This window comes from Polyangiaceae bacterium, from assembly GCA_015075635.1.
Taxonomy (GTDB): Bacteria; Myxococcota_A; Polyangia; order Polyangiales; family Polyangiaceae; genus JADJKB01.
Genome location: JABTUA010000001.1, coordinates 1548543 through 1575172, shown reverse-complemented (window position 1 = coordinate 1575172; position 26630 = coordinate 1548543). Strand labels below are relative to the sequence as shown.

Sequence of the window (26630 nt, the reverse complement as noted above, 5' to 3'; positions counted from 1 at the left end):
CCTGGTGCTATCCTTCACGGGTCTCGCGAGGCGGATGCCGGAAGTCTACGGAAACACCACGGGCCTGTCGCCGAGCGCGCAGAAGGCGCTCGAACGCATCTACCGCCGTCGCGTCCCGCTCGACCGCATCGCCACGCCGGAGCTGGTGCGCTCGCTGTCCGAGGCCTCGCGGGAGAGCCAGCGCCAGGTCGGCGCGCTGGTCCACCGCTCCGGGCAGGTGGACTACGTCGTGGTCGGCAGCCCCACCGGGCTGATGCTGCCGGACATCGGGCGCCTGCGCGCAGCCCAGGGGCGCTTTCGCGCGCTGCGCCTGGTGCACACGCACCTCTTCAACGAGCCGCTGACGCGAGACGACCTGGTCGATCTCACGCGCCTGCGCCTGGACCTGATCGCCGCGGTGCTGCTCAGCCGCGAGGGCGAGCCGCGCAGCATGACCTGGGCCTACAACGTGCCGACGCGCGCCAGCGGAGACACGCCCTACCAAGTGGTCGCGCCAGTGCCCTGGGGCTCGCCGCAGCCCGACTTCGGGCAGCTCATCGGCGCGCTGGAGAACGAGTTCGACAAGTTCCAGCGCCTCAGGGAGGTCCGCGCCAAAGACGGGCGTGCCATCCTGGTGCACGTCGGCGAAAAGCGCGTGCCCGGCGCGGCCGCCCGCGCCGGCGCGCGCCTGAACGAGCTCGAGAGCCTGGCCCACACCGCCGGTGTCGAGGTCGTGGACAAGGTGGTGCAGCTCCGGGACCGGGTCGACCCCAAGCTGGTGCTCGGGCGTGGAAAGCTGGAGGACGTCGTGATGCGCGCCATCGAGCAAGACGTCGAGACCTTGATCTTCGATCTGAACCTGACCCCCGCGCAGGCCCACGGCATCAGCCAGGAGACTGACCTCAAGGTCATCGATCGGAGCCAGCTGATCCTCGACATCTTCGCGCAGCGCGCCGAGACGCGAGACGGCAAGCTTCAGGTGGAGCTGGCGCAGCTCAAGTACGCGCTGCCGCGCCTCGGACTGAAGGACGACTCGCTCAGCCGCCTCACCGGCGGCATCGGCGGGCGCGGTCCCGGCGAGACCAAGCTCGAAATCGGGCGGCGCCGCGCCCGCGATCGGGTGCACCAGCTGGAGCGCTCGCTCGGGGAGCTGGCGAAGAAGCGCGCCGAGCGCCGGCGCCGCCGGGAGCAGAGCGGCGTGCCCGTGGTGGCCATCGTGGGCTACACCAACGCGGGCAAGAGCACGCTCTTGAACACCCTGACGGACGCCGGCGTGCTGGCCGAGAACAAGCTGTTCGCGACCCTGGACACCCGCGCGCGCCAGCTCCACCTGCCGGACGGGCGCAACGTGGTGCTCACGGACACCGTGGGCTTCATCCGCGAGATGCCGGAGGGGTTGTTCGCGGCGTTCCGCGCCACTTTCGAGGAAGCCGCGGAGGCCGATCTGGTGCTGGAGGTCGTGGACGCCGCCGATCCCGAGCACGCCGAGCACGAGCGCACGACGGCGGGGCTGCTGGAAGAGCTCGGCCTCTCGGCCTTGCCGCGCCTCACCGTCTACAACAAGGTCGATCTGCTGGAGCCGGGCGAGCGCGACGCGCTCGAACGTTTGCCCGAGGCCACCACCATCTCGGCGCTGCGCAAGGACACCACGCTGACCTTGCTGCGACGCATCGCCGAGCGACTGCCCTCACGCACGCCAGAGCGCGCTGCCCCAGTGGAGCCCGGCCCCGAGAGCCAGGAAGCACACGAGCTGGCCGGGGCGTAGGCGGCCGTCCCGGCGCATCTCGTCGAGCAAGATCGGGATGGTCGCGGTCGAGGTGTTGCCGTAGCGCTCGATGTTGGAGGGCACCTTCTCCTCGGGCACGCCCAGCCGCTCGCGCACCGCGGCGTTGATGCGCTCGTTGGCCTGGTGCGCGACGAACCAGTCGATCTGCTCGAGCTTCACCTTGGCCTTCGCACACACGCGCTCCACCGACTTCGGCAGCAGCGTGACCGCTTGCCGGAACACCTCGCGCCCGTCCATGCGCGGGATCCACAGATCCTCGGCCACGGTTTGCTCCGAGATGAAGGGGCGCGAGCGGAACCCCGCCGGAATGGCCAACCGATCGGCGTAGCGGCCGTCGGAGTGGAGATCCGTCGCGAGCAGCCCGCTGCCCGGCCGCCCGGAGCGCTCGACCACCAGCGCACCAGCGCCGTCGCCGAAGATGATGGCCAGCGAACGATGCCGCGTGGCGCGCGCCCAGTCTTCTTCGGAGGGCCGAGCGCCGGTGTCCTGCTCCAGGAGGTCCCAGTCCCGCCAGGGCATGAAGCCGGCGTGCGCCTCGGCGCCGACGATGAGCAGCGTGTTCGCCGCCCCGCTCGCGAGCAACGAGTCCGCCACTTGCAGGCTGTAGATCATGGCGGCGCACTGCTGGCGCATGTCGAGCGCGGGCACGCCGCGGCAGCCCAGCTTCGTCCCGAGGATCACGCCCGAGCCCGGGAACACGTGATCCGGCGTCATGGTGTTGAACAGCACGTAGTCGACGTCTTCGGCGGCGCGCCCCGCGTCGTCGAGCGCCGCCCGCGCCGCTTCGACGGCCAGATCCGAGACCCCCTGCCCCTCCGGACAGAAGTGCCGCTGCCCGATGCCGGTGCGCTGCCGGATCCAGGCGTCGCTGGTGTCCATCACCCGCGCCAGGTCGTGGTTGGTGTACGGCCGCCCCGGCAGGTGGCGTCCCGATCCGATGATGCAGAGTCCTGGCATGTGCCCCTCGCGTCGCGGCCGCCGGGGATAATCGAAAGCTCACCCATCGTCACCTCTTGGATTGGTTGAACCAGGGAAATTTGGCTGGAGCCAGCCGAGCAGCGCGCCGAAAAAGATTCCGCAACTCGCGCTGCCGATCGGCCGATTGGGCCGGCATGCGCGCGCCCCTCCTCGGTCTGTGCCTGCTCCTCTCGGCCTGCGGCGGCAGCCTCTCGCGCGCCCAGCACGCCTTCGACGAGGGGCGTCACGCCGACGCGGTGGACGAGTACCGGGCGCACGAGGCCGAATTCGACGAGCTCGGCCCCCGCGCTCAGGCGCGCTATTCGCTCTACCGTGGCCTCTCCCACTTCGCCTGCGGCGATCTGCGCGCCGCGTCCTTCTGGCTCGCGCGGGCACGCGACGCCAGCGCCCGCGATCCGGGCGTGTTCGACGTGCGCGAGCAGGGCCGCCTCGACGCGGCCTGGCGCAGCATGGGCCTGATGCCCGGCGAGTCGGCGCGAGTTACTTCAGGGCTTCCGGCAGCCGTCCCAGGGCACTCCGAACCGCCGCACGCATCGCGCTGAGCTCGACTGACCGGACCTTGCTCGGGCGATCCGTCGCCTGCGCGCGCCCGTTGATCACCGCGTGGATGCTGCCGCCCCGCGCCCGGCGCAAGGTCGCGCTCACCACCGCCACGGTCTCGGCCTGCCCCGAGCTCTCGCGCGTGGCCATCTGCGTGAGCGACGCCGACAGCACGAAGCGGTCCTGCGCCTTCACGTTCGACAGATCGACCTCGCCCAGCTCGCGCTCCACGAGGCCGCGGAACGCTTGCTCCAGCTTGGGATCGGCCCGCACGACCTTCACTTCGCCCAGCGCCACCGGCGAGGAGCCCGCGTCCGCCCGCGCGCCGAATCCCGCGAGCACCGCCATGCCGAACAGGGCAGCGAACAGTCGTCTCCTGCTGCGCACGAATACGCCCAAAGCCGTCTCCTCGGAAGCAGCCGAAGCCGAGCGCGGCTTCGGCGCACCCACGTGGCTATCAAGGCCGGCGAGGGACGGCCAAGTTTCAGCGCGCCGGTTCGATGCGGTCGGCGTCCACCGTCTCGTCCCAGGCGGTCTCGTAGCCTTCGTAGTGAACCAGGTAGCGGTCCGGCGCCGCGACCGCGACGATCGTCGCCAGGTACTTCGAGCCCCGCCACTTCACGCGCACGCGGTCGCCGGGCTTGTAAGCAGTGGCGCCGGGAGCCGGGCCGGAGCTCTTGGGCGCGACACCGCTGGCGCGCGCGACCTTCTCCGGGGCGGGAGGCGCGTTCACCGGCCCGTCGATGCGTCCCTTGATGCGATCGAGCGTGACGTCCTCGTCCCAGCGCGCCTCGTAGCCGTCGAAGTGAACGCGGAAGCGCGCGGTGCCCTTCTTCTCCAGGATGTAGGCCGGGTAGTTGCGTCCCTCCCACTCCACCCAGACGTACTCACCCACGCGGTACGGCTCGGTGCAGGCCGCGAGCGCGAGCGCCAGGAGGAGCCAGCCGAGACGCATCCCCGCGGGCTTAGCCAAAATGACCGCGGAGTGCCAGCACCGAAGCGGTAGCTAGGGGGTGTCCCTAGTTCGTGTGCGACCGAGCGGCTCGATTCGCGCCGCTCGGCGATCAGCCGAGCCCCGGAATCACTTGAACAGTCTGGTCATGATCAGATCTCGATCCGGAAATGAGGCGTGAGCGCGAAGACCGGCCGGGGCCGGCGCCGGCCGTTTCGACCGAAAGGAAGGGTCGCGTGGCGCTTGCTGCCGCCAGCGGAGCGCGAATCAGGGACACCTCCTAATACGGCGCGCTCGACTCGAACGCCTTCGCGTGCGGCGCCGGACCTTCGACGATGACCACGAGCTTGCGATTGTTCCAGTAGAACGACTCCGGGTACCCGCCGGTGACCGCGACCACGCTGCCGCGCACCGCGCCCGAGCTGTCCGTGACGTTGCCGCGGGTGACCTTCTGCCCAGGCTTCAGGTTCGAGATCGAGGTGCTCCAGACGTTCTGGATGCGGTCGTTGGCGATGGACTCCGTGGGGTACACCAGGAGCAGGTGGATGATCCGCGCGCCGCCCGGCGAGGTGTAGACCGCGCCGATGCTGTCCACCACTCCGGGCGGGACCTTCTCGAGGGGCGAGGTCCCGACCAGGCGGTAGTCGCCCACCTGCGGCCGGACCAGGCTGCGCACCGAGCCGCTGCTCGGCACCTCGCCGCCGGGGCCCGACGAAGGACCGCTGCTGCCGCTGCTCGACGAACCGCCCAGCATGACCAGGACGATGATGAGACCCACGCCCATCAGCGCCGCGAACCCCGCGCCGAGGCAACCGGCGACACCACAGCCGCCGAGGATCTTCAGGCCGCCGCCGCCCTCCTCGGGAGGTGGCGGCATCGCGCCGACCGGCGTCGCGCCGTAACCAGGCGGACCGGGCGGGGCCACGCCGTAGCCGGGGGGCTGCGCAGGCGGCGCGCCGTACTGCGGCTGCGCCGGTGGTGGACCATAGGCCGGGGCGCCGGGCGGCGCGTAGCCGGGCTGCGCGGGCGGCGCGTAGCCGGGCTGCGCAGGCGGCGGACCGTAGCCCGGAGCCTGGGGCGGCGCGTAGCCGGGCTGGCCAGCGAACGGCCGCGGTCCACCCGGCGGACCGGCGGGGCCCTGCGCCGGGAGCGTGTGGCCACAGTTCGCGCAGAAGCGCGCGCCGGGGTCGAGCTGCGTGCGGCACTGCGGGCAGAAGTTCACGATGCGCCCCCTTCCAGTCCGAGCGCGCGGCGGCGTTCGAGCGCGGCGGCGCGGATCTTCGCGACCTCGGCGTCCACGCGGGCGCGTCGCGCCGGATCGGCCTCACCCGCCAGGCGCGCCTTGGCGAAGGCGAGCTGCACTTGCAGGTTGTGCAGGCTGCGGAGCCCCAAATAGAAGCCAATCTTGAAGGTCAAAACGGTCTTTGCGTACGTCAGCTGGCGCGCGATCACGCTCTTCAGGAGCGGCAGATCCGCGGCCCCGACCGCGCCCGTCGAGAGCTCGTCGTCGAGGTGACCGTGGATCGCGCGGCGCTCTTGCAGGAGCGCATACACGGCGACCAGCGCGATGAACACCACCGGCACGCCGAGCGCGAGGTTCGCACGCAGCGCACCGCTGTCGCCCAGGGCGTTGCCGTGGCGGAGCAGCTGGTAGGCGGCATCGGCGATCACCGCGCCGATCAGCGACACCACCGGCAACACGGCGCGCAGGATCGGCGCCTTCGCCTCCGAGGCCAAGCCGAAGCCCGCGCCGATGATCGCGCCGACCACGCCGTCCGAGAGGCCAGAGAGCGCCAGCTTGCCGAAGCTCGCCACCTGCGACACCTCGAGGCCCGGCACGCTGACGCTGGCGAACGTCAGCTCGTGGACCAAGCGCTCGCCCACGCCGAAGCCGAGCCCGCCGCAGGTGCCGTACACGATGCCGTCCATCGTGCCGTTGAACTCCTCCCAGCCGCGCCGCTGGCCATAGGCGACCAACACGCCGACGCCGGCGCCGATGCCCAGGAACTTCACCAGCTCCTTGATCGAGGCGCTGGCCCAGAGGTTCAGCCCGAGCAGCGTGTTCTGGGCGACCAGGGCGACGAGCGTGGCGCCGGCGGCACCCAGGAAGAACACCATGAGCATGGCCCACAGCGGCTCCTTCTCGTTCATGTCCACGAAGCGCACGACGGCGAGGTACAGGATGGCGAGCAGGAGCGTGGAGATCAGGGTCGAGGTCATCGGGGGCCCCGGCGACGTTAGAGCGTCTTTCGACCCGATGGAACAGTGGCGGCGCGGGGTTGGGGTTCCCCGCGCGGGGTGCGGGGCGAAGCCCCGCCGTGAAGACCGGCGAGGCCGGCGCCGACTGCGGGTCCGGTCGCGTTCGATCGCCAGACGCCGTGTGGCACGAGTCGAGAATGCTCTAGTCGATTTCTGCCTTGGGCGTGAATCCCGCGTGGTCCAGCGCCGGGTGCCTCGATTCGAGCCAGCCGCCGATGCGCGCGCGCGTGGTCCGGTAGGCGTGCTCGAGGATCTTGCGGCGCGCCGCGAAGCTCGCCGGGTTGTACATGAAGAGCAGGGCGTCGGTCGGTTCGGGCTCGATCAGGAGTACGTCCGCGGCCCCGCTCTGGACGATGCGCGTCATGGATTCGTGCATCTGCTGGTGCATGCCGATGCGCAGCGACTGGTTCATCACCCACATCAGGCCCTTGTCGCGCACGCTGCCCTTCAGACCGTGACCGGTAGGTACGGCCTGAGCACGCACGGGGACCATGGGGTTCACCACCACGATCACGTTGGCGCCCTCGCCGACTGCCACGTCCAGGTGCGAGACCTGGGCGGAGCCCGCATCGATGTACCAGCGGTCGGCGATGCGCACCGGCGAGAAGAACGGCGCCACCGCCATGCTGGCGATGCAGGCCCGGGTCACCGGCACGTGATCGAAGCCCTCCGCACCGAACAGCACGCGCTCCCCGGAGTCGAGGTCGTGGGCCATGATGCGCAAGGGCTTGGGCATGCCGTGGAACGTGTTCGGGATGCCGCGCCGCACGAAGAAGTCCTCCAGGAAACGCTCGTAAGCGTCGAGGGAGAAGAGCCCGGTGGGCAGCGTGTCGTAGAAGCGATCGAGCTCCTCCCAGAGCACCGCCGGGGAAGGCGCTGGCGCGCGCGAGATCAGGCTGCTGGTGCCGTGGCGGAGCGCCTGCCAAGCGCTCACGAGCGTGCGCCGCCAGGCATCGAGGTCCATTTTCAGGATGTGCTTGCGCTCGAGCGGGAAGTACTGGTCAGCCGGATCCAGGAACGCGCGGTACAGGCGCTCCGGGTCTTGCCCCGCGGCCAGGGCGGCGGCCACGCTCGCTCCGCTGTTGGTGCCCACGTAGAGGTCGAAGCCCCGCTCTTCCAGACCCAGGAGGCCGTCTTCCAGCGCGGCCAGGGCGCCGATCTGGAACATCGCGCCGGTGGCGCCGCCACCCGGCAGGCACAGCGCGACCCGCGGCTCGGCCATCTCAGCCCTCAGCGCCCGCGCAGGTGCGGCACGACGCCGCGCTTGGTCACGGTGTCCTCGGCGAGCTCGGGCCTCGTCTCGGCGTAGTCCAAGGTCGAGTGCAGGCCACGGCTCTCGCGGCGGCTGGCCGCGCACGAGATGATGAGCTCGGCCACGGTGGCGATGTTGCGGAGCTCGAGCAGATCGCGGTTCACCAGGTGCTTCCAGTAGTACTCGCGGATCTCCTCCTCGAGCAGCGCAACGCGCCGCGCCGCTCGCCGGAGCCGCGTGTCGCTCCGCACGATGCCGACGTAGTTCCACATCAAGCGGCGGAGCTCGTCCCAGTTCTGCGTGACCACGACCGCCTCGTCGCTCGGCACGGCGCTGCCCACCTCCCACTCCGGCACCTCCGGCCAGGGGCTCTGCCTGAGCTCCGGCAACAGCGGGCCGGCCTTGTCCGCCGCACGCTTGCCGAGCACCAGGCCCTCGAGCAGCGAGTTCGACGCCAGGCGGTTGGCGCCGTGCAGGCCCGTGCACGCGCTCTCGCCGATGGCCATCAGACCCGGCAGGCTGGTGCGCCCGTGCAGGTCGCTGGTGATGCCGCCGCACAGGTAGTGCGCCGCGGGCACCACCGGCAGCGGTCGCTCGGTCATGTCCATGCCGTAGCGCAGGCACTCCGCGTGGATGTTCGGGAAGCGCTCCTTGACGAAGCTGGCGGGCTTGTGGGTGATGTCGAGCAGCACGTAGTCGCTGCCGCTCTTCTTCATCTCGAAGTCGATGGCCCGGGCCACGATGTCGCGGGGCGCCAGATCCGCCATCGGATGGTGCCGCGTCATGAACGCTTCCTTCGTCTCCGGGTGGCGCAGGATCGCGCCTTCGCCCCTGAGCGCCTCGCTGATCAGGAAGGTCCGGGCCTGCGGGTGGTGCAGGCAGGTGGGGTGGAACTGGTAGAATTCCATGTTCGCGATCTCGGCACCGGCGCGGTACGCCATGGCGATGCCGTCGCCCGTCGCGACGTCGGGGTTCGAGGTGTAGAGGTAGACCTTGCCGGCCCCGCCGGTGGCGATCACGGTCTGGCGCGCCAGCACGCGGCGCACGGTCCCGCTCTTCTCGTCCAGCACGTAGGCGCCGACGCAGGTGTCGGGCCCGCCGAACTTGCTGAGCACGATCAGGTCCACGCCCATGTGCCAGTCGAGGAGCGTGATGTTCGGGTTCTCCGCCACGCGCTCGAGCAGCGTCCGCTCGATCTCGCGACCCGTGATGTCCCCCGCGTGCGCCACGCGCCGCGCGGTGTGCCCGCCTTCGCGGCCCAGGTCGAGCTCACCCTGCTCGTTCCGGGAGAACGGCACGCCGTAGTCGACGAGCTGCCGGATGGCGGCGGGACCCTCCTTGACGCACAGCTCGACGGCCAGCTGGTGACAGAGCCCGGCACCGGCGGTCAGCGTGTCGGCGACGTGGCGCTCGAGGGTGTCGTCGGGGGCGAGCACCGCGGCCACGCCGCCTTGCGCCCAGGCCGTCGAGGAGTCTTCCCGCGCGCGTTTGGTCACGATCAGGACGCTGCCGTGGCGAGCCGCGTTGAGCGCGAAGGTGAGCCCCGCGATGCCGCTGCCCAGGACGAGGCAGTCCGTGGTGATGGACATGGGAGGCGGCATATTCCACCGCCGGACCCCGCGAGCGCGAGAGAAACCGCGGGCCCGGGCGCGAGCGGCAGAGAATGCGGGGCATCGTCATTGACGCGACGCTCCAAAGGATCTACCTCGCTCGGGTCCAGCGCGCCGTTTCCCGGGCAAATCCGGGCGGCTCGCGAGACAGCCCCTCGTCCCTCCGGCTCGATACACGCCCCCTCCCTCGGGAGGAACGTGGGCGGGCCTCACCAAAGGAGCTTGCCGTGAAGATCCTGGTCCCGCTCAAGCGGGTCGCGGACCCCGCGAACCACAACAAGGTGAAGATCCCTGCCTCCGCCGACAAGGTCGATACCGCCGGCCTGGAGTGGCAGATCAATCCCTTCGATCTGTACGCCCTCGAGACCGCGCTGCGCCTGACCGAAGACGGCAAGGCCCCCAAGGTTCGCGTGGGCGAGGTCGTGGCCCTGACGCTCGGGCCGACGGAGACGGAGACCAACCTGCGCTCCGCGCTCGCCACCGGCGCCGACCGCGCCATCCGCGTGGACACGACGGACGAGGCGCTGGACGGCCGGCTGGTCGCCCTGGCCATCAAGAAGATCGTCGAGGAGGAGAAGCCCGACCTCGTCATCATGGGCAAGCAGGTCGTGGACGGCGAGAACAACTACGTCGGCCAAGCCGTGGCCGCGATGCTCGACTGGCCGATGGCGACGTTCGCAGCGACGATCAAGGAGGAGGCCGGTGGCCTGCTCGTCGGGCGCGAGGTGGACGGCGGCGTCAGCACGCTCAGGGTGAAGTTCCCCGCGGTGATCACCGTGGACCTGCGCATCGTGGCGCCGGACAGCGTGTACTCGTCGAAGACGGCCGCGGGCTTCAAGTACCCCTACGAAGAGGTGCGCTTCGCGCCCCTGCCTGCGATCATGCAGGCCAAGAAGAAGCCGCTCGCCGTGAAGAAGCTCGCCGAGCTGGTCGGCGACGCGGCGCTCACCAGCAAGTACGTCCGGTTCGAGGCGCCCCCCGGGCGCAAGGCCGGCGTGAAGGTCAAGGACGTAGCCGAGCTCGTCCAGAAGCTCGCCACCGAGGCGAAGGCCATCTGAGGAAGGAACGAGCCATGGCAGACATTCTCGTCGTTGCAGAGCTGACCGCCGACGGCAAGGTCAGGAAGACCACTCACTCGGCCATCGCGATGGCCAAACAAGCGTTGCCCGCCCTGGGCGGCAGCTTCTCCATCCTCGTGATGGGCGCGAGCGCCAAGGCCGCCGCCGCGGAGCTCACCGGCTTCGGCGCGGCCAAGGTGCTGGCTTGCGAAGACGCGAGCCTCGCGAACTACGTGTGCGAGCAATACGCGCCCACGGTGGCCGAGGTCGGCAAGGCCTACGGCCTGATCGTCGCGTGCGCGTCCAGCTTCGGCAAGGACCTGCTCCCGCGCGTCGCCGCCAAGCTCGACGCCGCCTACGCCGGCGACTGCTCGGGCCTCAGCGTCAGCGGCAACAAGGTCGTGTTCAAGCGCCCGATGTTCGCCGGCAACGTGTTCGGCCACGTCGAGCTCGGAACCGCCATCCAGGTCGCCACCGCGCGCCAGAGCGAGTTCGAGCCCGCCGCTCCGAGCGGCGGCTCCTCCCCCGTCGAGTCGGTCGCCAAGGTCGCGCCCAGCGCCGGAGCCAGCCGCGTCGAGTTCGTCTCGCTCGAGGCGGTCAAGAGCGCCCGCCCCGATCTGGGCGAAGCCAGCATCGTGGTCTCCGGCGGCCGCGCGTTGAAGGAGAAGTTCTTCGACGTGCTGAACCCGCTGGCCGACACCCTGGGAGCCGCCATCGGCGCCAGCCGCGCCGCCTGCGACGCCGGCTACTGCCCAGGCGATCTGCAGGTCGGCCAGACCGGCAAGATCGTCGCGCCCAGCCTCTACTTCGCCATCGGCATCTCCGGCGCCATCCAGCACATCGCCGGCATGAAGGGCAGCAAGACCATCGTCGCCATCAACAAGGACGCCGAGGCCCCCATCTTCCAGCTCTCCGACTACGGCCTGGTCGCCGATCTGTTCCAGGCGGTCCCGGCGCTGGTCGAGGACCTGAAGAAGCACAAGGCCCAGAAAGGCTGAGCCACATCACCTAGCGCCCGCGCAGCCGTCGAGCTGCGCGGGCTTCGGGGCGTAGCGCAGTTTGGTAGCGCGCACGGTTCGGGTCCGTGAGGTCGGCAGTTCGAATCTGCCCGCCCCGACTACTCGCTTCACTTCGACTGTCCGCCAGCGGCGGCAGGCCCCGCTCGGCGCGCAGCGCGTCGATCCAGTCGATGATGGCGTCCTCCAGGGCCTTCAGATCAGCCTTCGGCCGCACGAAGAATCGCTCGGTCTTCATGGCTCGAGCCCCAGGCAAGTACCGCAGAGCGTGTCGAGGCCGATAGCCAGGTCGGCTCCATGCAAGCGCAGGACGAAATCGGGATCGTCGCCACGGTAGCCACCGAAGAGCGCGAGAGCGAGCGGCACCGGCGCGCCGAGGGTCTGGCTCCAGCGATCGATGGCCGAGTAGACCAGGCGGCTCGACTCCAGCCATTCCTCGGTCGAGCACTGGCCGCCCAGGTCGTCCTCTTCATGCGAGTCGGCGCCGTGCGCGAACGCGACGTAGTGGACGCGGCGAGCGAGGACCAACTCGCCGATCCGCGCGAGCCCGCCCTCGAGCTCGGCCAGGTAGGTCGCGTGGTCGCCGGACGGGTCGAGGTTCACTGCGATGGCCTGGTCGAGATCGGGGACGAACCCGCGAGAGTCGCCGATGCTGTTGCCGAAGTGACCGTCCAGATCGATCCAAGCGCCGCACAGCCCGCGCTCGCGATGGAGGAGCACGCTGGCGATCACCTGGCCGCTGAAGGTGCAGAAGGCCGAGCCGCCGCGGGGCGTGGCGTGGTGGAAGCCGCTGGTGGGGCTCACTGCGATGCGGGCGGGGCGGTCGCACGCGGCGCGCAGGGCGGCGACGAGGCTGCCGTTGGTGTAGCGGACGCTCTGGGCGAAGGCTGGGCTCCAGCAGAGCCCGTTGGACTCGGCGTGCGGGGCGTGGCCGGCGAAGAAGCCGTCCACGTAGGCGGCTTCGTGGGCGATCAGGAAGTCGTCGCGGCCGAGCGGCGCGAAGTCCTCGCGGAGCCGCGTGGCCGAGGCGAGCGGCGAACGGAGCAGCCACTCGACGTAGCGGCGTGGCTTCGTCGGGCTCTTGGAGAAGTTCCCGCGCGAATCCGGGGCGGCGACCTCGGGGCGGTAGAAGACATCGACGACGGGTTCGTAGTGGCGCATCGGTTTTCCTTTCGATCGCAAGCTGCGACCGAGGGCGTGACCGGCGCGTGACAGCCGGGGATTTCGGCTAGTCCGGGTCGGTGTCGGCGTAGCCCGCGTCGCTCACGGCGCCCAAGACGACCAGGCCGGGGGCGAGGCGCGGGCGCTCGCCTGGGGCTGTGACGACGAGCTCGTCGGGCAGTCTGAGGCCGCGGGCGCGCAGCTGTTCGGCCAGGCGGTGCCGCACCTGCCTGAGCGCGGTCTGCTGCGCGCGACCGTCGCTGCCCATCACGCGCACGGTGAGCTGTCGGGCATCGGCGGCGTGCTGTCGGAGCAGACACGCGAGCAGACGCGCGGCGCGATGGGGCAGCGGCAACCACGGGCCCTCGGCGAAGCGGAGCACCGCCCCGGCGCGATCCGGCGGGAGCCGGAACACGAAGGCGGGCACGAGCGTCGGTGCCAGCGCGTCGAGCTCGGCGAGCGCGGTCGCCTCGGAGACGCTGACGTCGGCGAGACCCGGGTCCGGGCCGACCAGCCGCCAGTGCGCGTCGCCGAGGTAGGGCTCGTCCGGCCGCGCGCCGCGCCCTTCGAGGGGCGCTCGGTCGAGATCGAGGAAGTAGCCGGCGAGCTCGAGCATCGCGAACAGGTCGGTCTGGATCGGCACGGACGGTGCGGAGGCGTCGCGCCCGCGCACCCAGGCGTCGTGCGCGCTGACCGCTTCCGCGAAGGTGCGCTCGACGACCGCGCGCGAGGCGCCCAGCCGCCCGAGCAGGGCCAGCCGATAGATGCGCGGATACGGGCCGAGCAAGGGCTCCCGCGCCGCCTCGGCGAAGAGCGCGTCAGCCTCCTCCAACGTCTCCTGCGTGCGCGGGTCGCGGAGCACGAGGTGCGCGAGGCGGTACGCGGCGAGCGCGGCCCACGGCTGGAGCTTGGGCGGCGCGCTCGCGAGCTCGTGGGCTTCGCGCGCGCGTTCGAGGGCGTGGGACGTCCCGGCGCGCAGGAGCTTGTGCGATGCAGCCTCGGTGAGCAGCCGGTTCACGCGGGCGCGACGCTCGGCGAGGGAGGACACGAGGGCCAGAGTAGCTCAGGGCAAGTGGGCGATTCGTTCGATCTCCGCCACGTATTCGCCCGAGAGCCCCGCCTCCCTCGCGCCCTCCACCAAGAGCTCCCAGTACTCTCGGCTCGGCAGCATCTCGGCTGCCTTCTGCGCGACCACGTACACCCAGGCCTCCACCGAAGACCCCTCCGGCGTCGTCACCTTCCAGAGCTCGCGCCGGTAAGCCGTCGGCACGCCCTCGTAGCGGTCCAGCAGCTCGAGCTCGTCGCCGACGTCGAAGAGCGCACCCCAGACGACGCTCCCTGGCGCCGGGACCAGATCCGCCACGCCGCCGCGGCGCTTCTCGGAGCGGCGGGTGAAGCCCAGCCGGAACCCCTCGACCCGCGCGACGCCGAGCTGGCGCGCCGACGGGCAGCGCTCGCGGAGCGCACTCTGGCCCAGGTTCGAGCCGTAGGCGAAGTAGGGGACCGTCATGCCGTGGGCAGACGCTGCCTACTCCGGCACGCACACCGAGCGCGACTTCGTCGAGCCGACCTGCTTCTTCGTGACGCACGCCGAGCCAGCGGGGCACTCGCTGGCGTTGCTGGCCGGCGTGCAGCTGCGCGCGCACATGCTGCCGCCGAGCGCGGGGTCGTTCACGCAGTAGGTGAGCGGCGTTCCGGCCTGGTCGGGACACGAGCCGGTGCAGGCGCGGGTGCAGACGCCGGCTGCGGTGGTGCTGGCTCCGAAGCAGGTGTTGCCGCTCTGGCAGTCGCTCGCGTCCAGGCACTGATCGCCGATCCAGCCCGGCGAGCCGGGCAAGCAGACCTTGGCCGTGGTGGTGCTCGCGCCGAAGCGCTTCTGGGTCTGGGGCTTGAAGTGATCGAGGGGGCGGCAGCCGAGGTTCGTGCTGTTCTCCTTGAGCACGCACATTCCCTTGGTCGGGGCCTCCGGATCGGCGACGCAGAACGAAGTGGGGTAGCCGGGCTTGTCGGGGCAGAGGCTGGTGCACGACTTGGTGCAGAAGCCGCGCTCGCTCAGCGGGTTCGTCTTGCACGTCAGGCTGGGATCGACGCAGTCCGAGTCCTCCACGCACTCCGCGCCCAGCCACGGATCGGGCACGTCCACGCGCACGCCCTCGGCGTCGCGCTCGGGCTCCCGCTGCAGGTGCACGGGGACCTTCGCCAGGCCCTTGATGCGCGCGTAGAGCTCCAGCACGTCCTCGGCGCGCATGCGGATGCAGCCGTGAGAGACGAAGCCGCGCCGCAGGTTGCCGCCGTTCGCCGCGCGGTAGTTGTCGACCGGTCCGTGGATGGCGTACGGCCCACTGAAGGACAGGAACGGCAAGCCCGCGAACACCGGCAGCGTCTCGCCGGTGGCCTTGTCGGTCCACCAGATCTTGCAGGCGGTGCTGGTGGCGGGCGTGATGCTGAAGTCCTGCTTGCCCTGGCTCAGCACCGGGAACATGCTGCGCGACTCGCCGGACGTCGTCTCGCCCGCGTTGGTGTTGATGGTGCCGGGGCCGATGGGGAACACCTTGTCGTAGCCCGTCTCCGGATCGACCAGGTGCAGCGTGAGACCGTTGAGCGAGACGGTGATCCGCGGGTCCTTCAGCTTCGGCAGGTTCGGGATGGCCTTGCAGGTGGTGGCCGCTCCCCAGTTGCCGTCGGCCTTGAGGTCGTCGGCGCCGAGCTCGCCGAGCTCGATGTCGTCACCGTCGAGACCGGTGCCCTCCCCGTCGTCGCCGGCCACCTCGTCGCTGCCGCACGCCGAAAGCGAGAGCGGGAGGCAGAGCGAGGTGGCGGCCAGGGTGAGCCGCGCCCGGCGAAGCAGTGGACGCATGGGGCCACTCCAGCAGAGCGCGGACGACGATCAAGCGCTTTTTTCGCGCGCCGGCCTCAGCCCTCCGGCGGCAGGAGCACCGCGTCGAGCACGTGGATCACGCCATTCGTGGCGACGATGTCGGTTTGCACGACCTTCACCGAGTCGTTGAGGATCACCGAGCCGTCCATCACCTTGATGCTGACGTCGGCTCCGTTGACGGTCTTGGCGCTGGACAGCGTGACCACCGTGTCGGCGCGCACGTCACCGCTCACCACGTGGTAGGTCAGGATGTCGGCGAGAGCCTGCTTGTTCTCGGGCTTCAGCAGCGTGTCCACGGTGCCAGCCGGCAGCTTGGCGAAGGCGTCGTCCGTGGGCGCGAACACCGTGAAAGGGCCGGGACCACTGAGCGTCTCCACCAGGCCTGCGGCCTCGACCGCCGTGACCAGGGTGGTGAAGCTCCCCGCGGCCTGCGCGGTCTCGATGATCGACTTCTGCTGCTGCTGGTTCGAGGGCTCGGACGAGTCGTCGTCAGAGCCGCAGCCGGCTACCCCGACCCCGAGAGCGATGACCAATGCCGTGGCGAAACGAGATGTGATCTTCATAGATTCCTCCGTTGAGACTTTGTCTAATACCCATATTAGACATGTCTGGTTTCACCGAGCAGTTCGTTTGTGTCGTACTCGCACCTACATGCCCGTCCGGGCTGGCCGATTGACGCCGGGGAAGCTCAGCGGGAGCAGCGGCCCATGCGACTCGGAACGCCCCTCTCGCCCAGCGCCACCAAGGTCATGTTCCTCGGCTCCGGTGAGCTCGGCAAAGAGGTCGTGATCGAGCTTCAGCGCCTGGGTGTCGAGGTCATCGCGGTCGATCGCTATGCGGACGCGCCCGGGCAGCAGGTGGCGCATCGCGCGCACGTCATCGACATGACGAACGGAGCGGCGTTGCGCGAGCTGGTGCTGAAGGAACGCCCGCACCTGGTCGTGCCCGAGATCGAGGCCATCGCCACCGACGAGCTGGTGAAGCTCGAGGCCGAGGGGCTGGCCAAGGTGATCCCCACCGCCAACGCCGCGCACACCACCATGAACCGCGAGCGCATCCGCAGGCTCGCCGTCGAGGCCGGGCTGCCGAGCTCGCGCCATGCGTTCTGCTCTTCGCTCGAAGAGCTCGAGGCTGCGGTGGACGGCGGCATCGGCGTGCCGTGTTTCGTCAAGCCCGTGATGAGCTCGTCCGGCAAAGGGCAGAGCAAGATCAAGGACCGCTCCCAGGTGAAGCTGGCCTGGGAGTACGCGCTGGCGGCAGGGCGCGTGAAGCAGACCCGCGTGATCGTCGAAGCAGAGGTCGAGTTCGACTTCGAGATCACGCTGCTGACCGTGCGCCACGCCGGCGGCACCGCGTTCTGCGAGCCCGTCGGCCACGTGCAGATCGACGGCGACTACGTCGAGTCGTGGCAGCCCCAGCCGATGACCCCCGCCGCGCTCGAGAAGGCCCGCGGCATGGCGCGCGAGATCACCGATCGCCTGGGCGGCTGGGGCATCTTCGGCGTCGAGCTGTTCGTGAAGGGCGATCAGGTCTGGTTCTCGGAGGTGAGCCCCCGCCCCCACGACACGGGACTGGTCACCCTGGTGTCGCAACACCAGAGCGAGTTCGCGCTGCACGCGCGGGCCATCCTGGGCTTGCCCGTGGACACCAGCCTGCGCACCCCCGGCGCCAGCGCGGTCGTCTACGGCGGCCTGGAGCAGAAGGGCATCGCCTTCGAGGGCGTGGCCGAGGCGCTCGCCGTACCCGGCACCGAGCTCCGCCTGTTCGGCAAGCCCGAGTCGTTCAAGAAGCGACGCATGGGCGTGGCCCTCGCCCGCGCCGACTCCGTCGAGCTCGCACGGGAACGCGCCAAGCTGGCCGCCGCGGCGGTGAGGCCGGTCGCACCGTGAGCTGAGTCAGGGCGCCCGCACCGCTTCCACCACGAAAGAGCGGCACTGCCCCTCGCCGCAACTCCCCGGGTGATCGAGCCAGCGTCCCAGGGCCCGACAGCGTGTCTGCGCCTGCACGCGCTCGTGCCCCGGCACGGAAGCTCGGAGCAGGACGTTCACCTCGCGCCGGCTGCCCTCGTCGTAGAAGCGGTCCTGCGTCTCGCAGTTCCCGCACACCCCCAGGATGGTGTACGGGCCGCGGAATGCGCCCACCAAGGCGGTGGTGCCCGCTGCGGGCGGCGGGACGCCCGCGGACGGCGGCGCGCGATCTCCTCCGCTGACGCAGGCTCCCGCAATCATCGCACTCAGGAAGAGCCAGCGTCCCAAGTCACCTCCGCCGGAAAAATTACACGGATTTTCGCGGGAGTGCTTGACATGACCTCCGCCATTGTTCATGTTCGCGCGCCCTTCCGGCCCCGGCCGGAGGCGGGGCGTAGCGCAGTTTGGTAGCGCGCACGGTTCGGGTCCGTGAGGTCGGCAGTTCGAATCTGCCCGCCCCGACAAAAACCCAAGGCAGGTCACAGTCATCGGGTCTGCCCCGATGCCGGTCGTGCGCCGCCTCTTCTGCCTCTGTCTACTGGCCGCCCTCCTGCTCCTGACCGCCCGCGCGCGGGCCCAGGACTGGGACCGCTCCAAGACCCGCGCCGACCTCGCCGCCGGCAAGCCGCTCGTGGTCCACGTCCGGGTGGCCCTGTGCTCGAACGACCAAATCGACTGCGGCAGCAAGATCGCCGGCCGGCCGGGCAACCTCAGCCACAACGTGTACTGGGGGGCGGTGTTCGGAGCGCGGCGTTTTCTGGAAATGAAGTCGAGCGGCTGGGAGCGCCTGAGCCTGGGCAAGCTCGATGACGTCGTGCTCGAGCGTGCCGTCTACCGCCGGAGCATCCCGGGCAAGCGCTGGGGCCTCAGCCGCAAGCTCGAGCAGATCGTCGTGCTCGACGCCGTGCACGGCGATCGCATCGACCAGGCGGTGAGCGGGTTCTGGGCGAGCGCCACCGGCGGCGAGAAGCTCGTGATCGACGACGGCGCGCAGAAGCGCGAGGTCGCCGTGCACGTCACCGGCTACGTCGGGCACAACCGCTTGATGGACGGCCTCGAGCTGCCGGAGCGCGCCGAGAGCCCCGCCGCCATTCCATCGTTCGTGCTGGCCTGCTACTCCGAGAACTACTTCGGCAAGAAGCTGCGCCGAGCCGGCTCCGAGCCCCTGGTGATGACCAAGCAGCTGATGGCCCCCGAAGGGTACGTGCTCCAGGCAGTGCTAACCGGCATCGGCGACAACAAGGACCAGAAGCAGATCCGGCTGGGCGCCGTGTTGGCCTACGCCAAGTGGCAGAAACTCTCCCACGGCAGCGCGTCCTGGATCTTCGCGGGCAAGTAGCCCGCGGCGCCGCGGCGCAGGGTCTCCGCGCTCGAAGTTCCGCGACCCGCCGCCCCGGCGTGTTTTGGCCGCACGTGCGCGAGAGCTACTCTTCGTCCAGGACGCAGGTCACGCGGGCCACGAACTCCGTGCTCGGCGAGCCGCGGTAGCTCAGGATCTCGATCAGCGCGGCGGGTTTGATGCGTACCACGATGGGCTTCGGGGCCACGTTGGTCGAGACCTGGCAGGTCGCGAAGGACGCGCAACCGTTGTAGAGATGCACGATGTGGTCGTAGCCGTAGTTGCGGTAGCGCGCCTCGGTCCAGGCTTGTACGCAGTACACCGGAGCCTCGGGATCCCGAGCCTCGGTCGTCCGGTCTCCGTGCACGACAGCCGGCGCCAGCAACGCCAGCGCGACCAGCGCTGCCACGCGCAGCCGTTTCGCGCTTCGATGGGCCATGTCTGCCTCTGCTCGGGAGGCGGCAAGTTCGGGGCCAGCTGGACTCGACTTGGGCAGTCTCGGCGGGACGGCGCGCAGTTCGAGGTCAACGCTTCGCGAGCGCCGTGGACAGGCGCTCCGCAAGCTCCGCGAGCGCGGCGTCGTCGCAGGGCAGCTCCACGTAGTCGAGCGGATCCGGGAGCGCGAGCGCGACGCTGGACAGACAGTTGTCGCGAATGCAGGCGACCACGTGGGGCCCGTCGGCGCGCGCGATCAGCTCGGCGAGGACGGGCCAGTGGCCCTGCTTCGCGGCCTCCAGCTTGCCGACGCCGCCGACGATGACGACGTCGGCGCTCTCGGAGGCGAGCTCCTTGGCGAAGGCGAAGCCGGCGGCCCGGAAGGCGTAGCCGCACAGATCGGGCTCGCTCGACGTGCGCGCGAGGATCCCGACCTTCTCCGGAGCGGAGACGCTCACGATGTCCCAGCCCACCGTCTCGCCGCTGGCGTCGGAGACGTCCTCCTGGACGAAGCCGGTGACGCGCAGGCCGCGCGCCTGGAGCAGCTCCGCGAGCTTCTTCGCTGCGCGCCCCTTCTCGGTGCCGGGTGCTCCGACGATGGCCGACCAGCTCGACATCAGGGCTTTCTCCTGGCCCTGAGCACTGCGCGCAGGGTGACGAGTAGAAATAGCACGAGCGTCAGCGCGTTGCCGATGGCGCCGTGCTGGCGCAGTCCGGCGTGGCCCAGCAGGTCTCCCGCGATGCGCGCGGCGAGGGAGAGCTGGAGCAGTGCGAGGTGCAGGTAGAAGAGCGGGCTGTACGGCAAGGGCGTCCCGAGCACCGCGGGGAAGATCACCGGTGCGTGGGCGAACACCATCGAGAACACGAAGCCCAGCATCAGCGCGTGCACGAAGGCGTCGTAGCGGGCGCCCGCCGTGTCCGCGCCGGCCCAGAGCATGCCGAGCGCGCCCGCACCCAGCCAGAAGTAGCCGGCGAGCAACGCTACGGCCATGTAGCGGGTGAGACCACGCTTCTTCACCGTGTGGCGAGCCACGTCGAAGACGGCGAGCCACAGCGTGACGCCAGCGAGGCCGAGGCCGAGGAGCCGCGGGGAAAGAGCGGCGCCCCAGAGGACGACCGCAACGGCGAGAACGAAGGCCCGCCCCGCGTTCGGTCCGGGCGCGAGCACACGGCCGAGCTCGCGCCGCTCGGCGAAGATGGTCAACACCAAGAACGCGATGAACCAGGGCACGATCCAGGGCCTGCCCAGCGCCCATCCCAGATTGCCAGCGCACCAGGCCAGGGCAGCGAGACAGAGCACGAGCGTGAAGTCGGCGACGTGGCGTCGCGTCAGATCGACGCTGACGGCGAAGAACAGCGCGCTCGCGCCGGTGGCGAGCCACGCGGCTGCGCCGACCTGGCCGGACAGGGCCACGAGACCCGAGGCGCCCGCAGCCAGCGGCGCGGAGTAGGCCCACGCCTTGCCGTGCGCAACGGCGCGCTCGAGGCCGATGAGCGCACCGAAGAAGCCGGACACCATCAGCGGGCCGTGGAGCGCGGAGACCGAGAGCACGGGCGCCGGCAGGACGACGCCGAGGCGAGCGAGACCCGCGCCGATGCCCGACAGCAGGCAGAGCGCGGCGACGATCAGAAACGGCAGGCGTCCGAGCTTCATCGGCCGGAGCCGAACGCGCCAGCGACGTGCTCGGCCATCAAACCGGGATGCCAAGGCGGCTCCCAGACCAGCTCGATCTCGATGCTCTCGAGCTCGGGCAGCTCGGCTTCGATGGCCTGACGCGCCTGCTCGGTGATGTACGGACCGAGCGGGCACGCGGGGCTGGTCATCGTCATCTGGACGTCGACCCGCTTGCCCTCCACGGCGACGGCGTAGACGAGCCCCAGATCCACCACGTTGATGCCGAGCTCGGGATCGTCCACGCGGCGCAGGGCGGCCCAGACCCGCTCGCTCTGGCTCGGCTCGGCCGTCATGGACAAAAGCCTGCCGGCGGGCCGGCGAAATGGGAAGGGTGCAACTCAGGAGACCAGCGGGTAGACTGCTCGGGTCATGGGCGTCCGGGAGTTCATCGAGCGAGCCAAGGCTCTGTCCGGGGCAGAGCCTCAGCTCCTGGACCGCATGGCGGCCGCCGCGTCCACCCGCACGCTGGCCCGCGGCGAGGTGCTCTGGCGCGCCGGTGACCTGGCGAAGTCGTTGACCGTGATCAAGAGCGGCCTGATCAAGGTCGTGCGCCCGGCCGCGCGCGGCCGCGCGTCGATTTGCGGCATCTTCGGCCCCCCGGACACGGTCGGTGACCTGGCCGTGCTGCGCCAGATCGCCTACCCGGCCGACGCCATCGTCGCGACGGAGTCGGCGACGGTGATCAGCATCCCCGGCTCGCTGCTCACCGATCCGAGCGCGCAGAGCACGCCCTTGGCGATGAGCATGGCGTGCGCCATGCACACCAAGCTGACCGCCCTGCACGACAAGGTCGAGGTGCTGTCCGCCGGCTCGGTGGAGTCTCGGCTGGCCACGCTCTTGGTCAAGCTCTACGACCGCTTCGGGGACGACTTCGACGACGGCTCGCACAGCATCCCCGTGGCTCTGTCGCGCCGAGAGCTCGCCGAGCTGGTGGCCACTTCGTTCGAGACCGCCATCCGCGTGATGACCCGTTGGGAGCGCGAGGGCGTGCTCGTGACGACGCCGCACGGCTTCACCGTGCACGACATGAACGGCCTGAAGGCCGCTGCCGGCGGCGAGAGCGGCGAAGCTCTCTTGACGCTCAGCCGTTGACCACGGACAGCGTCGTCCCCAGCAGGGCGCGACGAGCCCGCTGATCTTCCGCGAAATCGCCCTGATAACCCGGCGGCACGTAGGAGCAGAGGCCGTCCCAGTCCAGGTAGTCGCCCGTGACCGCGAAGGCGCGCGCCCGGGAGCCGCCGCACACCCGGGCGTACTCGCAGGCGCCGCACTTGCCCTTCAGCCGATCGGCATCGCGCAGCGCTTGGAAGACCGGGCTCGTGCGGTAGATGTCGATGACGTCCTGCTTGCGCACGTTGCCGCAGGGGATGGGCAAGAAGCCGCTGGGAAACACCTCGCCGCGGTGCGACACGAACAGGAAGCCGCGCCCGTCGTTGACCCTGAGGCCCAGCTTGCCGTGGGTGCCGTAGTCGGCGGCCGTGCCCGTGGCCTTCTTGCGCTGGGCGAGCACGCGCCGGTAGTGCGGCGCCGCCGTGGTTTTGATCGCGAAGTCTTCGCGCTCAGCGATGCTCGCCAGCTCTTCGAGGGCGCTCTCCACCGCAGCGTCGCTCGGCAGCATGCGCAGGCCCGCGCGTCCGGTGGGCACCACGAAGAACACGCTCCAGAGCACGCAGCCCGTGTCCCGCACCAGGCGCGCCATCTCGGGTAGGATGTGGATGTTGCCGGCGTGGATGCTGGTGTTGATCTGCGTACCGATGCCGTGCGCCTTCGCGTCCCGCAGGATGCGCAGCGACAGCTCGAAGCTCCCGGTGACTCCGCGGAACGCGTCGTGCACCGCGGCAGTCGGCGCGTCCACGCTCACCGCGAGCCGCGAGAGCCCGGCCTGGGCGAGCTCGGCGATGAGCTCCGTGGTCACCAACGGCGTGGCGCTGGGAGTGAGCCCCATGAGCAAGCCACGCGAGCGCCCGTAGGCGACGAGCTCGAGCAAGTCGGGCCGCTTCGCCGGATCCCCACCGGTGAGGATCACCAAGGGCACGTGCGCGCCGGCGAAGCTGTCGAGCAGGCGCTTGCCCTCGGCCGTGTCGAGCTCGCGGGGGTCGCGTCCGGGCTTCGCACAGGCGCGACAGTGTTGACAGGCCAGATCGCAGGCCTGGGTCGTCTCCCAGATCGCGATGAACGGATGCTCGTCGAATTTTGCCAAGGGGGTCTCGCGGCGTTCTGCAATCCACGTGCCCCGCGCGCTCAGGTGTGCCCTATCGAGCCATTGGCGGGACCCACGACCTCACGGCGGTGAAATCGGCGCGAGGCTTGCGGCGATCAGCCCCCGCCGCGCAGGTCTTGCGCAGGGCGGTGTCACGGATTGGCTCGATTATCCGCGGGTTTCGGGCCGGCGCCAGCGAAGCCTCCCAACTCCTGACGCTTGTCAGCTAGGGTGCCCCCGCGGCCCCACAGGCCGCTCGCTTTGGCGTAAGAAGTCGCGCCGGGCGGGAGTACTCGGAGGAATTGAACATCATGGACTTTCGGATTGTTCTGGTCGCGAGCGGCGCGCTGCTCTTGAGCGTGGGCTGCAGCAAGGAAGACAAGGCTTCGGGCGGCGCGGTGGGCGCAACCACCGGCGCGGCCACCGCCGCCGCGGGCGGCGGCGACGACCCCAAGGCGTATTACAAGATGAAGTGCGTCGTGTGCCACGGCGAGGCCGGCGGCGGCGACGGTCCCGGCGGCTCGGCGCTGACGCCGAAGCCCCGCAACTTCACCGAGGCGGCCTGGCAGGACTCGGTCAAGGACGACGAGCTCAAGAAGGCGATCGTCGAGGGCGGCGCGGCCGTGGGCAAGAGCGCCGCGATGCCCGGCAACCCGGACCTCCGGGGCAAGGACGCCCTGGCGGACGGGCTGGTCAAGCTCATCCGCGGCATGAAGAAGTGATTTCCGTGGCTCCCGCTCGGAAGCGCCGGCGCCGCGGTCAGCCGCGGCGCTTGCGCTCGGGAGCGCTCGAAACGTCGGCGAGCGTGGTCCGGCTCGCCCAGCTCTGAAGCGCGTCGTTCAAGACGGACCAAGCGGGGTGGAGCGGGCAAGGCCGCTTCGCGTCGCAGTTGCCCCAACCGAAGGCACAGCGCCCGCCGACCGGCGCCTCGCCCATGGCGCCCAGCACGTCGGCGAAGCGGATCTGCGAGGCCGGCCGCGAGAGCGCGAAGCCGCCGCCGTGGCCCTTCTGCGAGGTGAGCAGGCCCGCCGCCACCAGCCGCCGGAGCACCTTCGACAGATAGTGCACCGGCACGTGCGTATCGACCGCGAGGTCGGTGGCGCGGAGCGCAGGCTGGTCGCCCTGTTGAGCCAGGCGCGTCATCGCGCGCAGCGCGTACTCGGCGGTCTGGGACAAGGGCGCAATCCCTTCGCGTGCGACGACCCCGAGCCGGCGCTTGCCGGCGGGCTTGGCTGACTTCCGCATGATCGATGTCACTCCGCAAAAAACCCAGCGTTGAAACCTACCCCATCAATAGACCACGATGTCCATAGACATCAAGCCCGCCGAGATCCCGGCCATGATCGAACGAAGTCACAGCGAGTCGCCCGAGGCTGCCGGAGCCCGCCGTTGGGTCTTGCTCGCCGTCGGCTCGCTGCTCCTGTCCGGCGTGCTGGCGCTGCTCTTGGTCGTGGCGCGCGCGCCGGTGTTCTCTCGCCTGGTCACTGACCCCGCGTTCTTCCGTCGCTGCCTGGTCGTCCACGTCGATCTCTCGCTCCTGGTCTGGGTCTACGCGTTCGCGGCGGCGCTGCTCTTCTTGCTGCCACGCCCGGGGCGAAGCTCGCTCGCGAGCCGAGCCGGCGTGTACGTCTCCGCGTTGGGTGTGCTCATGCTGCTCGTCGCCGCGGCCGCACCTGGGGCCCAGCCGATCCTTGCAAACTACGTACCCGTCATCGACCACTGGTCCTTCGGCGCTGGACTCTTGGTCTTCGCCGCCGGTGTTTTGGTCAGTGTGGTCGATCGCCGGCTCCTGCCGAGCGAGCCCGTCCCCGGCAGCGTGCTCTCCGTCCCGGCGGCCGCCGTGCCCGGGCTCCGCACCACCGGCATCGCGCTGTGCATCGCGGCGCTGACCTTCGCCGCCACCTGGCTCCGGCGCCCGAGCGGGCTCGACCCCGCCACCCTCTACGAGCTCGGCAACTGGGGCGGCGGGCACGTGCTTCAGCTCGCGAGCACCGCCGCCATGCTGAGCGTCTGGTTGATCCTGCTCTCCGGCGTGCTCGGCCGCTCGCCGGTCTCGCGCAACGTCGCCGCGGCGCTCTTCGGCCTGTTGCTCTTGCCCTGGACCTTGGCGCCTTTGCTGGCGGCGAGCGGCATGCAGGACGTCGCGGCGCGCGAGGGCTTCACACTCTTGATGCGCTGGGGGATCTTCCCTCCAGCCTCGATCCTACTCGTGCTGTGCGTCGCGGCGGTGGTGCGCGGCTTCCGCGACGGCACGCTCTCCCGCGCGGATCTGCGCGACCCGCGCCTGATCGGCTTCTTCGCCAGCGCCGGCCTGACGACGCTGGGCTGGATCCTGGGCGCCCTGATCCGAGGCTCCACCACGATGATCCCGGCCCACTATCACGCCTCCATCGGCGGCGTGACGGTGGCGTTCATGGCGGCGAGCTACCCGCTGCTCGAGGTGGTCGGCGTGCCGGTGCGCGACTCGCGGCTCGCGCGCCGCGCGGCGCACCTGCAACCCGCGCTGTTCGGCGTCGGGCAGAGCGTGTTCGCCGTCGGCTTCGCGCTGGCGGGCGCGCACGGCATGGGGCGCAAGCTCTACGGCGCCGAGCAGAACGCGCACAGCGTCTGGCAGAAGCTGGGCCTCGGCGTGATGGGCCTGGGCGGCCTCTTGGCCATCGTCGCCGGCCTGCTCTTCCTTGGCATCGTGGTGGGCGCGTTCCTGCGTCGCCAGCGCGCCCAGGTCTCGGCCTGGGAGCTCGTGGGCCCGGGCTCGTTCCTGGTGCCCGCGCCGGCCCACGCCCAAAGCTCGACCCGCGCCGGAGCGGGGGATCGATTCGAACTCAATCAGAGGACTGGAGGGTCAAATGGCTGAACCAGAGCAGACACATCCGATTCAGAGACTGCTCGACAACCCCTGGCTGCTGCTCGCCCTCGGGGTCTTGCTGCCAATCATCTCTTACACGGTCTGGGGCTTGGTCGAGCTCCAGAACCTGAAGCCCGCGCTCTTGCCCTGAGGAGAGACCAATGGGAATCACAGCCCCGCCCGCAGATTGGTTCAAGGCCCCCTCGGGGACCGAGCGCGCCTGGATTGGGCTCGCGCTGCTCTGGTGCATCGTGCTCACCCTGGCGATGCCGTACTGGCACTTCAAGGGCAAGCAGAACAGCACCGGCGAAGCCTACGCCGTCGAGCCCGCGAAGTTCGGCGCCCGCGTCCAGAGCTTCGTCGCCTCGAACAAGGTGGACGAGAAAGGCGGCATCCCGGTGGTCGAGCCCGCGCCCGGCGGCGACGCCTACCTGCAAGCGCAGATGTGGACGTTTTACCCCATCATCAAGCTGCGCAAGGGGCAGACCTACCGGCTGCACATGTCCTCGATGGACATCCAGCACGGCTTCTCGCTCCTGCCCATCAACATGAACTTCCAGATCCTGCCGGGCTACGACCACGTGCTCACCATCACCCCCACGATGACGGGCGAGTTCCCGATCATCTGCAACGAGTTCTGCGGCATCGGACACCACCAGATGACCGGCAAGATCATCGTGACGGAGTAAGCCCATGACGA

Annotated in this window: 30 protein-coding genes and 2 tRNA genes; 13 read left to right on the top strand and 19 right to left on the bottom strand. The window is 70.2% G+C overall.

Annotated features, from left to right (window positions below):
- The first annotated feature begins 34 nt into the window (after window positions 1-34).
- Window positions 35-1744, top strand: a complete 1710-nt coding sequence (hflX, locus tag HS104_07095; protein MBE7479733.1) for a GTPase HflX — start codon at window positions 35-37, stop codon at window positions 1742-1744.
- Here the strand turns inward: hflX and HS104_07090 are convergent.
- Window positions 1667-2722, bottom strand: a complete 1056-nt coding sequence (locus HS104_07090) for a ketoacyl-ACP synthase III (protein ID MBE7479732.1) — start codon at window positions 2720-2722, stop codon at window positions 1667-1669. The two genes, hflX and HS104_07090, sit on opposite strands and share 78 nt — an antisense overlap.
- Window positions 2723-2877: 155 nt before the next feature.
- Between HS104_07090 and HS104_07085 the strand changes: the two genes are divergently transcribed.
- A complete protein-coding gene (locus HS104_07085) occupies window positions 2878-3285 on the top strand; it encodes a hypothetical protein (GenBank protein MBE7479731.1) in 408 nt (135 codons plus the stop codon).
- Here HS104_07085 and HS104_07080 read toward each other — a convergent pair.
- The 6 genes from HS104_07080 to nadB all read right to left on the bottom strand — a co-directional run bounded on the left by HS104_07080 (window position 3224) and on the right by nadB (window position 9335).
- Window positions 3224-3670 (bottom strand): hypothetical protein, encoded by a 447-nt coding sequence (locus tag HS104_07080; protein ID MBE7479730.1) that lies wholly within the window; start codon window positions 3668-3670, stop codon window positions 3224-3226. The two genes, HS104_07085 and HS104_07080, sit on opposite strands and share 62 nt — an antisense overlap.
- 97 nt (window positions 3671-3767) lie before the next feature.
- Window positions 3768-4238, bottom strand: coding sequence for a hypothetical protein (locus HS104_07075; GenBank protein MBE7479729.1), 471 nt, complete (start codon window positions 4236-4238; stop codon window positions 3768-3770).
- A 277-nt stretch (window positions 4239-4515) separates the two neighbouring features.
- Window positions 4516-5457 (bottom strand): zinc ribbon domain-containing protein, encoded by a 942-nt coding sequence (locus HS104_07070; protein ID MBE7479728.1) that lies wholly within the window; start codon window positions 5455-5457, stop codon window positions 4516-4518.
- On the bottom strand, window positions 5454-6455 hold the full coding sequence (locus tag HS104_07065) for a PrsW family intramembrane metalloprotease (GenBank protein ID MBE7479727.1): 1002 nt from the start codon (window positions 6453-6455) through the stop codon (window positions 5454-5456). The genes HS104_07070 and HS104_07065 overlap by 4 nt, the downstream gene beginning before the upstream one ends.
- A 181-nt stretch (window positions 6456-6636) precedes the next feature.
- The gene (locus HS104_07060; GenBank protein MBE7479726.1) at window positions 6637-7716 is read right to left on the bottom strand and encodes a patatin-like phospholipase family protein; all 1080 of its coding nucleotides are present in this window, start codon (window positions 7714-7716) and stop codon (window positions 6637-6639) included.
- Between the two features lie 8 nt (window positions 7717-7724).
- Complete coding sequence (nadB, locus tag HS104_07055) at window positions 7725-9335, bottom strand: L-aspartate oxidase (GenBank protein ID MBE7479725.1); 1611 nt, start codon at window positions 9333-9335, stop codon at window positions 7725-7727.
- Between the two features lie 248 nt (window positions 9336-9583).
- On the opposite strand from nadB, the gene HS104_07050 reads away from it, so the two are divergent.
- The 3 genes from HS104_07050 to HS104_07040 all read left to right on the top strand — a co-directional run bounded on the left by HS104_07050 (window position 9584) and on the right by HS104_07040 (window position 11531).
- The gene (locus tag HS104_07050) at window positions 9584-10414 is read left to right on the top strand and encodes an electron transfer flavoprotein subunit beta/FixA family protein (GenBank protein ID MBE7479724.1); all 831 of its coding nucleotides are present in this window, start codon (window positions 9584-9586) and stop codon (window positions 10412-10414) included.
- Between the two features lie 14 nt (window positions 10415-10428).
- Window positions 10429-11412: an electron transfer flavoprotein subunit alpha/FixB family protein gene (locus tag HS104_07045; protein MBE7479723.1), complete on the top strand. Its 984-nt coding sequence runs from the start codon at window positions 10429-10431 to the stop codon at window positions 11410-11412.
- A 45-nt stretch (window positions 11413-11457) separates the two neighbouring features.
- Window positions 11458-11531 (top strand) — tRNA-Pro (locus HS104_07040).
- Between the two features lie 133 nt (window positions 11532-11664).
- Here HS104_07040 and HS104_07035 read toward each other — a convergent pair.
- From HS104_07035 to HS104_07015, 5 genes are all read right to left on the bottom strand, one after another.
- The gene (locus HS104_07035) at window positions 11665-12591 is read right to left on the bottom strand and encodes a hypothetical protein (protein ID MBE7479722.1); all 927 of its coding nucleotides are present in this window, start codon (window positions 12589-12591) and stop codon (window positions 11665-11667) included.
- A 67-nt stretch (window positions 12592-12658) separates the two neighbouring features.
- The gene (locus tag HS104_07030; protein MBE7479721.1) at window positions 12659-13639 is read right to left on the bottom strand and encodes a hypothetical protein; all 981 of its coding nucleotides are present in this window, start codon (window positions 13637-13639) and stop codon (window positions 12659-12661) included.
- 15 nt (window positions 13640-13654) lie between these two features.
- A complete protein-coding gene (locus HS104_07025; protein MBE7479720.1) occupies window positions 13655-14101 on the bottom strand; it encodes a gamma-glutamylcyclotransferase in 447 nt (148 codons plus the stop codon).
- Between the two features lie 18 nt (window positions 14102-14119).
- A complete protein-coding gene (locus HS104_07020) occupies window positions 14120-15448 on the bottom strand; it encodes a L,D-transpeptidase (protein MBE7479719.1) in 1329 nt (442 codons plus the stop codon).
- A 56-nt stretch (window positions 15449-15504) separates the two neighbouring features.
- Window positions 15505-16032, bottom strand: coding sequence for a fasciclin domain-containing protein (locus HS104_07015; protein ID MBE7479718.1), 528 nt, complete (start codon window positions 16030-16032; stop codon window positions 15505-15507).
- 144 nt (window positions 16033-16176) lie between these two features.
- Here HS104_07015 and purT point away from each other — a divergent pair, with 144 nt between their 5' ends.
- The gene (gene purT / locus HS104_07010) at window positions 16177-17358 is read left to right on the top strand and encodes a formate-dependent phosphoribosylglycinamide formyltransferase (protein MBE7479717.1); all 1182 of its coding nucleotides are present in this window, start codon (window positions 16177-16179) and stop codon (window positions 17356-17358) included.
- Between the two features lie 6 nt (window positions 17359-17364).
- On the opposite strand, the gene HS104_07005 is transcribed toward purT, so the two are convergent.
- A complete protein-coding gene (locus HS104_07005; protein ID MBE7479716.1) occupies window positions 17365-17697 on the bottom strand; it encodes a hypothetical protein in 333 nt (110 codons plus the stop codon).
- A 127-nt stretch (window positions 17698-17824) separates the two neighbouring features.
- On the opposite strand from HS104_07005, the gene HS104_07000 reads away from it, so the two are divergent.
- Both HS104_07000 and HS104_06995 read left to right on the top strand, forming a co-directional pair.
- A tRNA-Pro gene (locus HS104_07000) sits at window positions 17825-17898 on the top strand.
- A gap of 40 nt (window positions 17899-17938) precedes the next feature.
- Entirely contained in the window at window positions 17939-18775 is an 837-nt protein-coding gene (locus HS104_06995) for a hypothetical protein (protein ID MBE7479715.1), read from the top strand.
- An 85-nt stretch (window positions 18776-18860) separates the two neighbouring features.
- On the opposite strand, the gene HS104_06990 is transcribed toward HS104_06995, so the two are convergent.
- The 4 genes from HS104_06990 to HS104_06975 form a co-directional block, all read right to left on the bottom strand.
- Window positions 18861-19214, bottom strand: coding sequence for a hypothetical protein (locus HS104_06990; protein MBE7479714.1), 354 nt, complete (start codon window positions 19212-19214; stop codon window positions 18861-18863).
- A gap of 85 nt (window positions 19215-19299) precedes the next feature.
- Window positions 19300-19827 carry a DUF2478 domain-containing protein gene (locus HS104_06985; GenBank protein MBE7479713.1) on the bottom strand — a complete coding sequence of 176 codons (528 nt, stop codon included), beginning with the start codon at window positions 19825-19827 and terminating at the stop codon, window positions 19300-19302.
- Entirely contained in the window at window positions 19827-20864 is a 1038-nt protein-coding gene (locus HS104_06980) for a hypothetical protein (GenBank protein ID MBE7479712.1), read from the bottom strand. The genes HS104_06985 and HS104_06980 overlap by 1 nt, the downstream gene beginning before the upstream one ends.
- On the bottom strand, window positions 20861-21178 hold the full coding sequence (locus tag HS104_06975; protein MBE7479711.1) for a metal-sulfur cluster assembly factor: 318 nt from the start codon (window positions 21176-21178) through the stop codon (window positions 20861-20863). The genes HS104_06980 and HS104_06975 overlap by 4 nt, the downstream gene beginning before the upstream one ends.
- A gap of 76 nt (window positions 21179-21254) precedes the next feature.
- On the opposite strand from HS104_06975, the gene HS104_06970 reads away from it, so the two are divergent.
- Window positions 21255-21977: a Crp/Fnr family transcriptional regulator gene (locus HS104_06970; GenBank protein MBE7479710.1), complete on the top strand. Its 723-nt coding sequence runs from the start codon at window positions 21255-21257 to the stop codon at window positions 21975-21977.
- Here HS104_06970 and HS104_06965 read toward each other — a convergent pair.
- The gene (locus tag HS104_06965) at window positions 21967-23085 is read right to left on the bottom strand and encodes a radical SAM protein (GenBank protein MBE7479709.1); all 1119 of its coding nucleotides are present in this window, start codon (window positions 23083-23085) and stop codon (window positions 21967-21969) included. The genes HS104_06970 and HS104_06965 overlap by 11 nt on opposite strands.
- Window positions 23086-23396: 311 nt before the next feature.
- Here HS104_06965 and HS104_06960 point away from each other — a divergent pair, with 311 nt between their 5' ends.
- Complete coding sequence (locus HS104_06960) at window positions 23397-23807, top strand: c-type cytochrome (protein MBE7479708.1); 411 nt, start codon at window positions 23397-23399, stop codon at window positions 23805-23807.
- 37 nt (window positions 23808-23844) lie between these two features.
- On the opposite strand, the gene HS104_06955 is transcribed toward HS104_06960, so the two are convergent.
- Complete coding sequence (locus tag HS104_06955; protein MBE7479707.1) at window positions 23845-24330, bottom strand: Rrf2 family transcriptional regulator; 486 nt, start codon at window positions 24328-24330, stop codon at window positions 23845-23847.
- A 58-nt stretch (window positions 24331-24388) separates the two neighbouring features.
- Here HS104_06955 and HS104_06950 point away from each other — a divergent pair, with 58 nt between their 5' ends.
- The 3 genes from HS104_06950 to HS104_06940 are packed head-to-tail and all read left to right on the top strand — an operon-like array spanning window position 24389 to window position 26619.
- Window positions 24389-25939 (top strand): hypothetical protein, encoded by a 1551-nt coding sequence (locus HS104_06950; GenBank protein ID MBE7479706.1) that lies wholly within the window; start codon window positions 24389-24391, stop codon window positions 25937-25939.
- The gene (locus tag HS104_06945) at window positions 25932-26081 is read left to right on the top strand and encodes a hypothetical protein (protein ID MBE7479705.1); all 150 of its coding nucleotides are present in this window, start codon (window positions 25932-25934) and stop codon (window positions 26079-26081) included. The genes HS104_06950 and HS104_06945 overlap by 8 nt, the downstream gene beginning before the upstream one ends.
- A gap of 10 nt (window positions 26082-26091) precedes the next feature.
- A complete protein-coding gene (locus tag HS104_06940) occupies window positions 26092-26619 on the top strand; it encodes a cytochrome C oxidase subunit II (protein ID MBE7479704.1) in 528 nt (175 codons plus the stop codon).
- Window positions 26620-26630: the final 11 nt, after the last annotated feature.